At 43.4% G+C, this 13,819-nt stretch carries 14 protein-coding genes and 2 tRNA genes; 9 read left to right on the forward strand and 7 right to left on the reverse strand.

Going from position 1 to position 13,819, the window contains the following annotated elements; translation table 11 throughout:
- On the reverse strand, positions 1–273 hold a 273-nt coding region (locus B5D54_RS14345), incomplete at its 3' end, for a helix-turn-helix domain-containing protein (RefSeq protein WP_139364784.1).
- 49 nt (positions 274–322) lie between these two features.
- Positions 323–616, reverse strand: a complete 294-nt coding sequence (locus tag B5D54_RS14350) for a winged helix-turn-helix domain-containing protein (protein ID WP_078927253.1) — start codon at positions 614–616, stop codon at positions 323–325.
- Between the two features lie 429 nt (positions 617–1,045).
- On the opposite strand from B5D54_RS14350, the gene B5D54_RS14355 reads away from it, so the two are divergent.
- The 3 genes from B5D54_RS14355 to B5D54_RS14365 all read left to right on the forward strand — a co-directional run bounded on the left by B5D54_RS14355 (position 1,046) and on the right by B5D54_RS14365 (position 2,232).
- Positions 1,046–1,783, forward strand: a complete 738-nt coding sequence (locus tag B5D54_RS14355; RefSeq protein WP_115173926.1) for an EAL domain-containing protein — start codon at positions 1,046–1,048, stop codon at positions 1,781–1,783.
- A gap of 271 nt (positions 1,784–2,054) precedes the next feature.
- A tRNA-Leu gene (locus B5D54_RS14360) sits at positions 2,055–2,141 on the forward strand.
- A gap of 17 nt (positions 2,142–2,158) precedes the next feature.
- Positions 2,159–2,232: transfer RNA gene (locus tag B5D54_RS14365), tRNA-Cys, on the forward strand.
- A gap of 193 nt (positions 2,233–2,425) precedes the next feature.
- On the opposite strand, the gene B5D54_RS14370 is transcribed toward B5D54_RS14365, so the two are convergent.
- A complete protein-coding gene (locus B5D54_RS14370) occupies positions 2,426–4,006 on the reverse strand; it encodes a BCCT family transporter (protein WP_078927255.1) in 1,581 nt (526 codons plus the stop codon).
- 453 nt (positions 4,007–4,459) lie between these two features.
- On the opposite strand from B5D54_RS14370, the gene nirB reads away from it, so the two are divergent.
- The 5 genes from nirB (at position 4,460) to B5D54_RS14395 (ending at position 9,651) form a co-directional block, all read left to right on the forward strand.
- Entirely contained in the window at positions 4,460–7,036 is a 2,577-nt protein-coding gene (gene nirB / locus B5D54_RS14375) for a nitrite reductase large subunit NirB (RefSeq protein ID WP_078927256.1), read from the forward strand.
- Entirely contained in the window at positions 7,033–7,359 is a 327-nt protein-coding gene (gene nirD / locus B5D54_RS14380) for a nitrite reductase small subunit NirD (RefSeq protein ID WP_078927257.1), read from the forward strand. Before nirB ends, nirD begins: the two co-directional genes overlap by 4 nt.
- A gap of 111 nt (positions 7,360–7,470) precedes the next feature.
- Positions 7,471–8,283, forward strand: a complete 813-nt coding sequence (locus B5D54_RS14385; RefSeq protein WP_078927258.1) for a formate/nitrite transporter family protein — start codon at positions 7,471–7,473, stop codon at positions 8,281–8,283.
- 29 nt (positions 8,284–8,312) lie between these two features.
- Positions 8,313–9,077 (forward strand): uroporphyrinogen-III C-methyltransferase, encoded by a 765-nt coding sequence (cobA, locus tag B5D54_RS14390; protein ID WP_078927259.1) that lies wholly within the window; start codon positions 8,313–8,315, stop codon positions 9,075–9,077.
- Between the two features lie 100 nt (positions 9,078–9,177).
- The gene (locus B5D54_RS14395; protein WP_078927260.1) at positions 9,178–9,651 is read left to right on the forward strand and encodes a LabA-like NYN domain-containing protein; all 474 of its coding nucleotides are present in this window, start codon (positions 9,178–9,180) and stop codon (positions 9,649–9,651) included.
- 105 nt (positions 9,652–9,756) lie between these two features.
- On the opposite strand, the gene B5D54_RS14400 is transcribed toward B5D54_RS14395, so the two are convergent.
- Entirely contained in the window at positions 9,757–9,939 is a 183-nt protein-coding gene (locus B5D54_RS14400) for a DUF2986 domain-containing protein (RefSeq protein WP_078927261.1), read from the reverse strand.
- Between the two features lie 81 nt (positions 9,940–10,020).
- Between B5D54_RS14400 and B5D54_RS14405 the strand changes: the two genes are divergently transcribed.
- The gene (locus tag B5D54_RS14405) at positions 10,021–10,410 is read left to right on the forward strand and encodes a nitrous oxide-stimulated promoter family protein (protein ID WP_078927262.1); all 390 of its coding nucleotides are present in this window, start codon (positions 10,021–10,023) and stop codon (positions 10,408–10,410) included.
- Between the two features lie 22 nt (positions 10,411–10,432).
- Here B5D54_RS14405 and B5D54_RS14410 read toward each other — a convergent pair whose 3' ends face one another.
- The 3 genes from B5D54_RS14410 to B5D54_RS14420 form a co-directional block, all read right to left on the reverse strand.
- Positions 10,433–11,587: an MFS transporter gene (locus B5D54_RS14410; RefSeq protein ID WP_078927263.1), complete on the reverse strand. Its 1,155-nt coding sequence runs from the start codon at positions 11,585–11,587 to the stop codon at positions 10,433–10,435.
- A gap of 423 nt (positions 11,588–12,010) precedes the next feature.
- Positions 12,011–13,279 carry a TRAP transporter large permease gene (locus B5D54_RS14415; RefSeq protein WP_078927264.1) on the reverse strand — a complete coding sequence of 423 codons (1,269 nt, stop codon included), beginning with the start codon at positions 13,277–13,279 and terminating at the stop codon, positions 12,011–12,013.
- Positions 13,273–13,788, reverse strand: a complete 516-nt coding sequence (locus B5D54_RS14420) for a TRAP transporter small permease (protein WP_078927265.1) — start codon at positions 13,786–13,788, stop codon at positions 13,273–13,275. The genes B5D54_RS14415 and B5D54_RS14420 overlap by 7 nt, the downstream gene beginning before the upstream one ends.
- Between the last annotated feature and the right edge of the window lie 31 nt (positions 13,789–13,819).

Genomic DNA, 13,819 nt, shown 5'->3' on the forward strand with positions numbered 1-13,819 from the left:
CAGATGTTCGATAAGTTGCATGGTTTGCCCAGCAGAAAGTCGGCTTTGGCTGCCACCATTTTCAGGCTTAAGTTTTTCAGAGAGAACATAATCACTGAGATGACGAGCAACGGTCGATTCGTGAATACGAAGAGCTTGAGAAATCATCGCCTGGCTCCAACCTTCAGACGCAAGTAAAACCGCTTTGATGCGGTCACGCACTCGCCCATCACGAGTTGAATCGTGCATCTGTTCGAGTTGTTGTTTCTGTTGAGAAGTCAGTATTATTTTCATGGTGTGTAGCATGATCCTGATTTTATGAAAAATCAAGCATCTTCAATGATCACGGGTATATAATTATTTCATTGTTTTCCATTTGTAGTAGTAATACTTTTCGGAGTTGACTGATATATTGGTTGAGTGAACTGTATGAACCTTTGAGTCCAAATTTGTCCCATGCTTCGGTAAGTAAAATATCTTTTTCTATGGGTGAGCCTTGATGTTTAATCAATAGTTCTAGAAGGCGATTAGCCGTTGGCGTTAATGAAATAGATTCATCATCAGAAGGAGCATCTATTCTACGTAGTGTCCCATCACTCGAATTATAAAGGACTACATTATTAATTAGTGTTTTCATTTTCCATATTTAATCCATGTTAATGAGTTCTATTATAGCAAGTTTCTGATTATCAACAAAAGATCTTGATTCAATCTTTGAAAACTTATAGTTAAATGTCAAATTAATTTAGAATGGTTCTTATTACACATAGGGGGTTATGTGATCCAGCTATTAGATTTCCTAGTTTCTATTCACTGTAAAAATCCTGCTTTTAGCTTTTCTAAATGGGCGGCCACCTTGGCAATTCATGATCGAGATCTCATTATTCATCCCTCTATTTTTTGGAGTTAGTTTATTAAAAAAACATAAAAAACAGGATTAAATACTTAAATTTAAGTTAATGTCTTTATAAGGTTCTACTTGTAGGGGTTTTCCGATATCTTTTTCATAACGAAATGAACACACGAAATAGTGTGTCGACTGTCTTCAAATCGATAGGTGATACATATGAACCGCTCAATAATAAACTCACACATCATTAACAACATTAGAGCCACGATTCCTTTCTTTCGTGGTTTGAAGTTTGAACCTATTGTTGAACTGGATAACCTTTCAGTTGTCGCATATGAAATGCTTTCTTTGTGTGATGCTAACATCGATGTTGAAGAGAGTTTTAACTCGTTAGATATGAATAGAAAAAGAGAACTTTTTAATCATCAACTCAATTTAACCAATGTCATTAATGACAAAAGAGTGTTTATCAATTTACCCGTCAGTGAAATATTACGTAGCGATTTTATCTTGGAAATTAAACGGACAAATATTGCGCCGGCCGCATTATCGATTGAGTTACAAAATTTACCGGACATTTATCAGTTTTCTGATATCGAACTGAATGAGTTTAAGTATCAAGTGAAAAAGTTACAGGCACTGGGTGTTGAACTTTGGTTAGATGATCTGGATGAAGAGCTTATCGAGTATTTTTTCCATCTGGATGTTGTTTTTTATGGTGGGAAAATTGATAAAATAACTTTTTGGTCATTACGTAAAAATAAAAAATTACTGAATTTTTTGATCATGAGATGTAATCTAATATGTGACAAGGTTCTTATTGAAGGAATAGAAAGCGATTCAGATTTAAAACTGATTCGAGCCACTAAAGCCGATTATGCACAGGGTTTTTATTGGCCTGCTACGTGCTGTTTAGATGATTCTGCTGACTGTTTCTTTGATGAGGCGGCTTAAGTACGTCGAGAAGAATAAACTCTCTCTGTGACATGGAGCCTTAGTATCAAGTTTGAAGTGCAACGATCTTAAACAGAGCAATATGAAGTGCGTGATCAATTGTTGGGGAATTGCGCGATTTGCTGTCTATCTATACGGAGTGGTGTGTTTCTTAACCATTTGATTGCTTGAAGTAAATTTTTTATTGACCTTACGGCTGAATACGTTAAAGTACGCCTCGTTCCCAAGAGAAACAGGGAACAGATAGTGTGAGCCTGTCGCAATACGCGTTGCCCTGGTGGTGAAATTGGTAGACACAAGGGATTTAAAATCCCTCGACTTTCGAGTCGTGCCGGTTCAAGTCCGGCCCGGGGCACCATCTATCGAGATGTAAAAGGCGCGTTGGCAGAGTGGCCATGCAGCGGATTGCAAATCCGTGGACCTCGGTTCGACTCCGGGACGCGCCTCCATCTTTATCCTAACCAGCATTCTGCTGGTTTTTTTGTTTTTATCGTCTTTGTTACTTTTATGGGTAGAGCCTTGCTATCCATTGTATGCTTTCGTCATCGTGATCCTTTATCGATAAGAACAACGTTTCTTCGCTTAACGCTTAGCCTGATTGCAGGCTAAGCGTTTGCTGGCTTTATATTCGTTATGGGGATATTAATGATAGAGTGCTTGTTCGGTTCTTAAGCCTTGGATCAAGCTGACACACATCAGCAGTAAAACAAAGCTAAACGGTAGAGCGGTGGCGACAACGCCAGATTGAAGCGCTTGCAGAGCTTCTGATCCTCCGACCCACAGCATAACGGCGGCGATAGCGCCTCCGATCGTGGCCCAAAAAATACGTTGTAGCACCGGAGCATCGACTTTTCCGCCTGCGGTAATACTGTCGATCACTAGGGAGCCTGAGTCGGCAGAGGTAATAAAGAAAATTAAGATCAATCCAATCGAAATAATGGAGATGATGCTACCCAAGGGTAATTGTTCATAAACATGGAACAGCGTTAATGAAATATCCGTCAGTCCATGAGCGCCCAATTCACCAATGTGATTGGCAACTTGATCGAGCGCAACACCGCCAAAAACAGCCATCCAAATCAGAATCAGTAAGGTTGGAATAAAAACAACGGCGAGAATAAATTCACGAACAGTTCGTCCTCTTGATACTCGTGCGATAAACATACCGACAAATGGTGACCATGAGATCCACCATGCCCAGTAGAAGACGGTCCAACCATGCATCCAGATTTCATCCTCACGGCCATGCGGGTTACTTAAAGGAATGATGTTTTCAATATATGCCATGAATGTGTCAGGAATGGATTGAAGTGTGGTATCAAAGCTGACCATGATCATAAAAATCAGTAGTGCAAAAGCAAGCAGCATGTTGATGTTACTGAGTACTTTAACGCCACCATTGATCCCTCGAAACACGGAGATAATGGCAATTAATGTCACAAATACAATGACGGTAAATTGCATACCGATGCCACCATTCGTGCCAAAGATGTAGTTAATACCACTGGTGGCTTGTTGTGCTCCCAAACCTAATGAGGTAGCGAGTCCAAACAAGGTGGCCAATACGGCCATAATATCAATGATGTGTCCTAGCCACCCCCAAGCGCGATCACCAAAAATAGGGTAAAACACGGAACGAATAGAAAGAGGAAGCCCTTTGTTAAAGGCAAAGAAACCCAGTGATAAAGCAACGATGGCATAAATTGACCACCCATGAATTCCCCAGTGGAAGAGGGTAGCCCCCATGGCTAAAGATTGTGCTTCAGGAGTATTGGCTGCCACATTAAATGGGGTTCCCCACCAGTTAGTATAATAGGCGGTAGGCTCTGCCACACTCCAGAACAACAAACCAATCCCCATTCCCGCGGCAAAAAGCATCGAGAGCCAGGATAGGCGTGAATGATCCGGTGTCGCTTCTTTCCCTCCTAAGCGAATTTTACCCAAGGGGGAGACCATCAAAACTAAAGCAAAAAATAAAAAGAAGTTGGTTATCCACATAAAGAAAGCATCAAATTCTTGAATGATGCCGTTTTTCAGTGTGTCGAGCATTTCTTTCGCTGTTGAAGGGCCGACCCAAATGACGGAAAGTAAGAAGAAAAGGATCAATCCGGCGCTGATACCAAAAACAGGGTTATGAACGTCAAACCCCCATTTCTGCACGTTATCTTGTCCCACCCGATAGTCGGTGGTTTCTATACTGTATTTTTTTAATGCGTCTTCCATTGTATGACTCAATCGGTTTCGCATTCGTCACTTTTCTACCTTTAGAGAAGTGATGAATACGTTAAAGGTGAATTTAATGTTTAGAGTACAAAGCGTTTATTTTTCCTCATTATACGTATTTTCCTTATTTCATCTAGAGTTTTATTCTTGGTTGAGTGGAAATACATTAATAAAAGTATGTGTACGAATGATTTTATTGGTGTGTGGAGCAATGAGAAACCTTTGCCGATAAAGAGAGGATTCAGTTGGATGGGGATATTGATGAGTTCTTTTTTTTCCAAATAGTAAGTTAATGAGATGTGTACGGAGTTTTCATACCTTAAATAAGCGAAATAAGGTGCTTATACCCCTTTAGGGTAGTTTGAAGTGGTAATTGATTTACATCATTAACTCATTTTCTTTCATAACCAACAATTCTGACTTAATGACAAAGACAGTTACCTAGGAATCCGTATGAGCAAGTTGAAGCTAGTGATTATCGGTAATGGCATGGTTGGCCATCGCTATATCGAAGATCTTGTGGAGAAAATGGACACATCACAAGTTGATGTGACGGTTTTCTGTGAAGAACCTCGAATCGCTTATGATCGCGTCCATCTTTCCTCCTATTTTTCCCATCATACCGCCGAAGAATTATCACTGGTGAAAACGGGTTTCTATGAAAAGCATGGGATAACCGTACATGTTGGCGAACGAGCAATGAATATTAATCGTGAGCAGCGTGTGGTTTATTCTCAGACTGGGCGAGAAGTTCAGTATGATAAGTTGATTCTCGCAACGGGGTCTTATCCGTTTGTCCCCGCAATAAAGGGCAATGATAGTAAAGATTGCTTTGTTTACCGCACGATTGAAGATCTTAAAGCGATTGAAGCCTGTGCCCAAAAAAGTCGTAGTGGTGCTGTTGTTGGTGGCGGTTTATTGGGACTTGAGGCTGCTGGTGCATTAAAAGCGTTAGGGGTGGAAACCCATGTTGTTGAATTTGCCCCAGTGTTAATGGCCGAGCAGTTGGATCAGCAAGGTGGCCTGCAATTACGCAATAAAATTGAACGTATGGGCGTGCGTGTTCATACCAGTAAAAACACCTTAGAAATTATGGCGCAGGGTGAGCAAGCACGTAATACCATGCAATTTGCGGATGGCTCTGCACTGGAAGTGGACTTTATTGTCTTCTCCACGGGAATTCGGCCACAAGATAAACTTGCTCGTCAGATGGGCTTAGAGATTGCTCCTCGCGGGGGGATTGCGATTAACGATCATTGCCAAACGTCCGACCCTGATATTTACGCGATTGGTGAGTGCGCCTCTTGGAATCAAACCTTTTTTGGCCTTGTCGCTCCCGGCTACAAAATGGCAACGGTGGCGGTTGATCACCTTGTGGGGAATGACAGTCTCTTTTCTGGTGCCGACATGAGCGCCAAGTTGAAACTGCTGGGTGTCAAAGTGGGTTCAATCGGTGATGCGAATGGACGAACGCCGGGCTGTAAAAGCTATGTGTATCAAAATGAAGAACAAGAAGTTTATAAACGAATTATTGTCTCGGAAGATGGTAAGAAATTGCTAGGGGCTGTCATGGTCGGAGATACCTCCGATTATGGTGATTTATTACAATTAAAGCTCAATGGTATTGAGCTGCCGAAACACCCCGATACCTTAATTCTTCCAGCCCATGCGGGTGCTGAAAAGCCGGCACTCGGTGCGGATGCGTTACCTGACAGCGCGGTCATTTGTTCTTGTTTTGATGTAACAAAAGCCAAAATTGCTCAAGCGGTTGCCGAGGGGTGCCATACTTTAGCTCAAGTGAAACAAGCCACTGGTGCAGGAACCGGTTGTGGCGGATGTTTACCACTCGTTACCTCTGTGCTAAATGCGGAGCTTGCGAAATCTGGAGTGGAAATCAAAAATCACCTTTGTGAACATTTTGGGTATTCTCGTCAAGAACTGTTTCACCTCATCCGTATTGAAGGGATTAAAAGTTTCGATGAACTATTGGCGAAACATGGGCAAGGCTATGGTTGTGAAGTGTGCAAGCCGACCATTGGTTCTATGCTGGCTTCATGTTGGGGAGAGCATGTTCTTAATCCGTCATTAGTCTCATTACAAGATACGAATGATAACTTTTTAGGCAATATGCAAAAAGATGGCACCTATTCGGTGATTCCGAGAATGGCGGGTGGGGAAGTGACGCCACAAGCTCTAGCGGCACTCGCTCAGGTAGCAGAGCAATATCATCTTTACACCAAAATCACTGGGGCGCAGCGTATCGGTTTATTTGGAGCGCAGAAAGATGATCTCCCTGCTATTTGGCAGCAATTGATTGATGCAGGTTTTGAAACGGGTCAAGCTTATGCGAAGGCACTACGCATGGCCAAAACCTGTGTTGGCTCTACCTGGTGCCGCTTTGGGGTGCAAGACAGTGTGGGGTTAGGGGTTTTAATCGAGAATCGTTATAAAGGTATTCGTACCCCACATAAAATGAAGTTTGGCGTGTCTGGCTGCACTCGAGAGTGTGCAGAAGCGCAAGGCAAAGATATCGGTATTATTGCGACTGACGCGGGCTGGAATCTGTATGTGGGCGGGAATGGCGGAATGAAACCTCGTCATGCTGATCTGCTTGTAACCGATCTGGACCAAGCGACACTGTTACAATACATCGACCGTTTTATGATGTTCTACATCCGAACCGCCGATAAGCTACAGCGTACATCGGTATGGCTGGATAATTTAGAAGGCGGTATCGACTACCTACGTGATGTGATCATAAACGATACTTTGGGTATTAACGCTCAGTTGGAAACGGATATGGCTCGCTTAGTCGAAGCGTATCGTTGCGAGTGGCAAGAAACCTTAAGCCAACCGGAACAACTGAAGCGTTTTGCTCATTTCATTAACAGCCCACAACGTGATGACAATGTTCAGTTTGTGACTGAGCGAGCGCAGCATCGTCCAGCAACCTATGCAGAAAAATACCCGAATGCGCCAGAAAATCAGCGTGGCGATATTTTACACGTCGCTTTGGAGAGTGAAGTATGAATCAGTGGCTAACCATCTGTGATATTAACGATATTGTTCCAGGAACGGGAGTTTGTGCGCTAGTTAACCAAGAGCAAGTGGCGATATTTCGCCCTTCTCAAGAACAAAGTGTACTGGCTATCAGTAATCAAGACCCATTTGCTCGTTCTAATGTGTTGTCTCGTGGCCTGATTTGCGAGCACCAGGATGAACTTTGGGTCGCTAGCCCTTTAAAGAAACAACATTTTCATTTAGCGAGTGGGCGTTGTTTGGAAGATGAACGCTTTAATGTCAAGGCTTATCAGGCACGGGTGAATAACGGAGTGGTAGAAATCGCGGTTTAATGTATTCCCCTCCTAAGGTTAGGAGGGGCAATAGGGAAAGGCTTTGTGTGCACCAATGGGTGTTACAGAGTCTTTTGCTATTGATTTTTAATTTTTTCTTAAGGGCACACTATGTCTTACGTTAAACCCGCTGAATTAGTACAAACCATGATAAATGTTGGTGAAAGCAAAGTGTTTATGTCTACCCGAGACACTTTGATTCGCAGCATGATGGCAGGGGCTGTTTTAGCCATTGCTGTTGCCGTGGCGATCACCGCAGCAGTACAAACAGGAGTTCCTCTGGTGGGGGCTTTGGTCTTTCCGGTTGGTTTTTGTATTTTAAACTTAATGGGGTTTGACCTATTAACGGGAGTATTTGCATTAGCACCACTGTCTCGCTTTGAAAAAAGAGCCGGTGTCACATGGGGGGGAATATTACGTAACTGGACATTGGTGGGAATTGGCAATTTAGTGGGGGCTGTTGCGGTTGCATTTTTTGTCGCACTGACTTTTACGATGAACTTTACCCTAGAACCCAATGCAGTCGGACAAGCTTTTATTAAAGCCTCAACCGCTCGTTCTCTTGGGTTTGCTGAGCATGGCATCAACGGTTGGGTTACCGTGTTTGTGAAAGGCATTCTTTGTAATTGGATGGTGAGTTTAGGCGTTGTCAGTGCGATGGTTTCGACGTCAGTGAGCGGAAAAATCATGGCGATGTGGTTACCTATTTTTATCTTCTTCGCCTTAGTTTTTGAACATGCTGTGGTGAATATGTATCTGTTTCCACTGGGTATGATGCTTGGGGCAGACTTTACGATTATGGATTGGTTAGTTTGGAACCAAATTCCAGTGACGTTGGGTAACCTTATCGGTGGCCTATTGGTGACTGGGCTGAGTTTATATGTGACGCATGGAAAGACTTTACCACTGCGTCAACGTAAATAATTCATCAGCCATGATCGAGTGAGGGTGTTATGTCGATAAATACGCATCTTGATACAGAGCTAGGCTTTGTTTCTTTAGTCGGGGCCGGGCCAGGCGATCCTGATTTATTGACCGTGAAAGGAATGCGAGTCATTCAGGCAGCGCAAGTGGTGATTTATGATCGCCTCGTTTCGGCGGAAATCCTTGCGCTAGCGAGCGCGAGCGCGGAAAAAATCTACGTAGGCAAGCAGGTCGATTTTCATTGTGTGCCTCAAGATCAAATCAATCAGCTTCTTATCGATCATGCTATAGCCGGAAAACGTGTCGTGCGTTTAAAAGGGGGAGATGCTTTTATCTTTGGACGAGGAGGGGAAGAGTTGGAAGCCCTTGCCAAACACGGTATTCGCTATGAAGTTGTACCGGGCATTACCGCAGCGCTCGGAGCGAGTGCCTATGCTGGTATTCCGCTGACCCACCGAGACTATGCGCAAAGTGTACAGTTTATTACTGGGCATTTGCAGAAAGACGGCACACCTCTGAACTGGTCCTGTTTAGCCAATCATAATCAAACACTCGTGTTTTATATGGGGTTAAAGCAAAGTGGTTATATCCGTGAACAATTACTTAAAGCAGGGTTAAGTGAAGAGACGCCTTGTGCCATTATTGAGCAGGGCACTACACCTAATCAGCGAGTGTGGCGTGGACCGGTGGCTCAATTAGCGTCCTTAGCAAAGCAAGCTCAAAGCCCAGCATTGATTGTGGTTGGGCAGGTGACGCAACTCCATGAGACACTGCAATGGTTTGCCAAGTCATAGTTTGTCTGAGAAAGAGTGTGTTACAGTATCTCTCACCTTGCTCCCTTTGGCGATAAGCTGAAGGCTTGAGTGTAATCTCAATGACAAAGAAGAGAGACGGATGGAAAAGATCGCCATATTGGTCGATGTGCAAAATGTCTATTACACCTGCCGTGAACGTTATGGTCGGCACTTTAATTACAATCAATTTTGGCAAACGGTGACCCCAACGCGAGATGTCGTGAAGGCCAATGCCTATGCGATTGCCACCCAAGATCCTCGTCAACGACAGTTTCACCATATTCTGCGTGGAATTGGGTTTGAAGTGGTATTAAAACCCTTCATTCAACGTGGAGATGGTAGCGCCAAAGGGGATTGGGATGTTGGCATTGCGTTGGATGCTTATGAGTTGGCTTCGCAAGTGGATACGTTGATTTTAGTTTCCGGTGATGGTGACTTTGAGTTGTTGGTTGAACGCATTCAACGTCGTTTTGGCACTCGTGTTATTGTATATGGGGTACCGGGGTTAACCGCGAAAAACTTAATTGAGGTGGCAGACGAGTATCAAGCAATTGAGCTTCCTCTATTACTCTAGTCATTCCCTTTTGCGTCCGTTGATGCCGTGATCACCCAAATGCCATGATGAAGCCAGCGATACTCGTTTCCCCACCTTAGGTCGGTGGGGAGCCATTTGGCTGCCTTATGAGTGCTCCAAATCGGTAGCGGAAGTGTCTTGGTCCACTATTTCGTCGGATACTCGCGTTTCTGTTTTTTCTCGTTCAGCCTTGGAAATATAACGAGGTTTGCTACTTTTATGTAGCTTAGCATTTTGCTTCTTCTGTTTGGATTTTAAAATTTGATTGATTCGTTTCTTACGGTTCATCTTAGTGACTAGCAGGTTAAGTTGCGGGCGGTGAGCTTACGGGTTTTTATGGCTGAACTCAATGCATCAGTAGGTGATAGGATGGAAAAAATACTCAGTGGTAAGCTCTTCACGGAATTTAAAACCGTACAAGGAATGGTGCGCCTATATTGCCGTCAGCAGCATGGCACATTAATAGGCACTTGTGCGGAGTGTCAGTCTCTGATTGAATACGCGCAAATGCGCCTAGACCGCTGCCCTTATGGGCAAAACAAACCCACCTGTAACCAATGTCCAATCCACTGTTACAAGCCAGAACCCAAAGAATACATGCGCCTTGTAATGCGTTACGCTGGGCCAAGAATGCTACTCCATCATCCCATTCTGGCCATTCGTCATTTATTGAATGAGCGACGACCATTGCCTGAATTACCCTCAAGTAATCAGTCTCACCGCCAGCAGCGATTGAAAGCGAATAAGAAAAAAGGGTAACGAGCGTTACCCTTATAAAGCGTTATTCTCCGGCCACCCATTGGCGTTTGGTTTTTAGGCTATCGGCGAGCATATACAAACACGTTGCCAGTAAGGTGACGAATAAATAGCCCAGTAAGCTTTGATTAGTTTGAATAAACCAATCAGCCAGTACCGGTCCTAATACCGAACCAATACTATAGCTAAATAGCATCACTTGAGTGGCAGACACAATGTAATGAGCATCAAGTTTGTCACAGCCTAAGTTAATCGCAATCGGATACAGGGCAAAGGTCGCCATGCCAAGCATAAACAAGCTAACGGCGAGCGTGCCCATTTGGCTATCTAATAATGGCAGCACCGCTGACGTTGCGCCTAACAAACAAAATAGAGCCATGAGTAGCGTTCGCCCTAGATGTTTTGATAACCAAGGAACCAGAGGCTGCACAGCCATTGCACCAAGAATGACTAAAGCCATCAAGGTTCCAACTTCAGTGTGACTAATTCCACGTTCAGCGAGTTCAACCGGCATTAGCCCATAAATGGCACCTAAGACTAAACCTGAAACTAAACAGCCAATCACAGCGGCATGGCTGAGTTTGGTCATTTGTTTCCAAGAAAGGCTTTGCCCTGCTTCCGTGGAAGGTTGCTCCGATTTTCCATAAATCAACACCACAGTGGCGAGCATAAGTAGCGAACAAATCGCCATAAAGGGAACCCAACCCGCGACACCGAGAAAACCAATGCCTAGCTGGCCAATGGCTGTTCCGCCATAAAGCGATGCCATATAAATACCCAGTCGTTTTGCTCGGCCAGACTCGTCACCATGTAATAACCAAGATTCAACCACCACAAATACACCAGCGACGGCAATGCCAGCAATAAAGCGAGCCGTTAACCACATGGCACTGTGGTGATTAAGTGGCAAAATTACGATAGAAGCAAGCAACAGCAACAAGCAGCCAATAAAGGCATTACGATGCCCAAAACGATTAACCAGTGGTTCCATAAATAGAGCACCGAGTAATAAGCCGGCATAAAAAACACTGGCTAACCAACTGGCAAGTGAGGTTTCTAACCCATAGTGGGAAAGCATCAAGGGAATCACGCTCATCAAATACCCAGAAGCGACCGCATATAGGGTTAATGCAATAACCGGTACGGAAATACGATGAACGGAAGTTGGATGCATGTTCATAGTGTTCGCCTCGCAGAAAAGGGGGAGAGTGGAGAATTTGCGGCGAATATGGGTCTTTAAAATAGAAAGGTAAAATGAAAAATAATGCTCTTGACGATAAAATTTATTTATCAATCGTCAAGCTTGCATAAATAGTAATAAAGTTGGCATAACTTGGCAAGGATGGGGAGATTTAGTTTCTATTTTGGATGATTGATATTTCAGTGAAAATAAGGTTAATTATTGATTTGCTTTATAATTTTTGGTTTTTATCATTTGTTTTATTGATTTTTATGCGCAGTTTGAATGCGATGCTGGAAATTCTGTTGTTAATTTAGTGTTTTGTTAGGAAGTGTGAAAATGGATGGGGGAACGTTTCCCAAAGAAAAAAGTAAAAGCCGGATAAAGGTATCAAGCTTTTACACTCACAGGTTTGCGGTTCTTCTACATTAGGCTGGGTAACCAGAGTGAAAGTGCTGGGAAGAAAGCAATAAGCATCATGCATACCATCATTGCCAATAAGAATGGAATAACGGCTCTAAATAGTGCTCCCATATTCATTTGAGTTGCTGCCATTGCGATGTATAGCCCAGGACCTACTGGTGGTGTCACTAGACCTATCAATGTGGCTAAGCTAATGATGACACCGAAATGGATCGGATCGATTCCATAGGTGATGGCCGCAGGCAGGATAATGGGAACGATGACAATCATAACGCTGATGCTTTCTAAAAACATCCCAAGTAAGATAACCAACAGATAAACCAGAATTAGAAATACGATTTTTGAATCGGTTAACGAGACAATAAATGCCACCATTTGTTCTGGAATGCCATCGAATGTTAGCGTCCAACCTAATAATGATGCGGCAGCGATTAATCCTGTAATCATGGCCGTATTTTGTGCTACAGCACCAAACATCGCGGGTAAGTCGGTCCATGAGAGGGTGCGATAAACACAAGTGCTGATCAAGAAGGATAAAATAGCGGCAATGGCACCTGCCTCTGTAGGGGTCATGACTCCGGTGACAATAAAAATGATGACTGATACGGGAATCAGCCCTGGTAATATTCCTGCAATGAGGTCAACACGAATATTCTTATGTTTCATGTGCTCTCCAGCAGGCAACCCCTTAATCCAACCCGTGAGGATAATGACCAGTGCAAAGCTGAGAATGATCAACATGCCGGGCAAGATACCTGCAATAAATAACGCAGAAATCGGTTGGTATGCCACTACACCATAAATGATCATTAACATTGAGGGTGGAATAATTGGGCCAAGTAAGCCTCCCGCAATGGTCACTGCCGCAGAAAATGGTTTGCTGTAACCCTTTTCTGTCATGGTCGGAATCATCAGCTGACTCATCACAGAAATTTGAGCGGTGGCTGAACCAAGAATAGATGCGGCCATCGCATTGGTTAATAAATTGACATAGGCTAACCCTCCTTTGAATCCGCCGACAAAAATATCTGCGGTTGCCATCAGTTTTTTTGTTAACCCACCTTTATTCATGAGTTCACCCACTAGCATAAAGAGAGGAATAGCGAGTAATCCACTTTGATTTAATGAGCCGAACATTTGAATCGTGGTTGAACTCATTAAGATGGTGTAGTCGAGCTGATACATTAGTGTGAGTGCAGCAAGCAAAAGAGCAAGAAAAATAGGCATGCCAAGTAGCAGGGCACTAAAAAATAGAATGAGTGTTAGCATGACTCTTCCTCGTTTTGTCCAGATTCATGTTGAGGTTTTAGTGAGGTGAGCATTTTTACCATGAGATGAATAGCCATTAGGTAAAAGCCGATCACTATCGTTAGGTAGTTATACCATTTGAGAATTCCAGTGGTTGGTGAGGTATCGAATTGATTTTCTGGCCTAAAGACCCACTCTGTTGCATGGAAAGCAATCAACAGAACGGTCAGTAAGCTGGTTAATGTAATAACCCATGTTAACCGTCGACGTGCAGAGGGGTTTATGTTGGCTAAAATCATGTCGACTCGAACAAGTTTGTCGAGGTAAGTGAGGTAACTTACTCCTAAAAAAGTTGCGCTAATTAATATCTGAACGGCCACTTCTTCTACCCAAAAAATAGGGCTAGAAAAGAAGTAACGCATAATGACTTGAGCACTTAAAATAAGGGTCAGTGCTATGAAGGCGAAAATCAGCAGACTGTACTCAAGACGAGCTAACATTCGGTCACATCGATGGATAAAAGTAAGCATACTATCTCCTTGTATACTCATGTTGTTTTGT

Source organism: Vibrio cincinnatiensis DSM 19608, from assembly GCF_900167345.1.
In the GTDB taxonomy this organism is placed as follows: Bacteria; Pseudomonadota; Gammaproteobacteria; order Enterobacterales; family Vibrionaceae; genus Vibrio; species Vibrio cincinnatiensis.

Bases quoted from the DNA above. Each gene is read 5' to 3' on its own strand.
- B5D54_RS14405 (WP_078927262.1), top strand. From the start codon at position 10,021: ATGGAAAAAATACTCAGTGGTAAGCTCTTCACGGAATTTAAAACCGTA.
- B5D54_RS14395 (WP_078927260.1), top strand. From the start codon at position 9,178: ATGGAAAAGATCGCCATATTGGTCGATGTGCAAAATGTCTATTACACC.
- B5D54_RS14385 (WP_078927258.1), top strand. From the start codon at position 7,471: ATGTCTTACGTTAAACCCGCTGAATTAGTACAAACCATGATAAATGTT.
- nirB (WP_078927256.1), top strand. From the start codon at position 4,460: ATGAGCAAGTTGAAGCTAGTGATTATCGGTAATGGCATGGTTGGCCAT.
- B5D54_RS14410 (WP_078927263.1), bottom strand. From the start codon at position 11,587: ATGAACATGCATCCAACTTCCGTTCATCGTATTTCCGTACCGGTTATT.
- B5D54_RS14350 (WP_078927253.1), bottom strand. From the start codon at position 616: ATGAAAACACTAATTAATAATGTAGTCCTTTATAATTCGAGTGATGGG.
- B5D54_RS14400 (WP_078927261.1), bottom strand. From the start codon at position 9,939: ATGAACCGTAAGAAACGAATCAATCAAATTTTAAAATCCAAACAGAAG.
- B5D54_RS14420 (WP_078927265.1), bottom strand. From the start codon at position 13,788: ATGCTTACTTTTATCCATCGATGTGACCGAATGTTAGCTCGTCTTGAG.
- B5D54_RS14370 (WP_078927255.1), bottom strand. From the start codon at position 4,006: ATGGAAGACGCATTAAAAAAATACAGTATAGAAACCACCGACTATCGG.
- B5D54_RS14355 (WP_115173926.1), top strand. From the start codon at position 1,046: ATGAACCGCTCAATAATAAACTCACACATCATTAACAACATTAGAGCC.
- nirD (WP_078927257.1), top strand. From the start codon at position 7,033: ATGAATCAGTGGCTAACCATCTGTGATATTAACGATATTGTTCCAGGA.
- B5D54_RS14415 (WP_078927264.1), bottom strand. From the start codon at position 13,279: ATGCTAACACTCATTCTATTTTTTAGTGCCCTGCTACTTGGCATGCCT.
- cobA (WP_078927259.1), top strand. From the start codon at position 8,313: ATGTCGATAAATACGCATCTTGATACAGAGCTAGGCTTTGTTTCTTTA.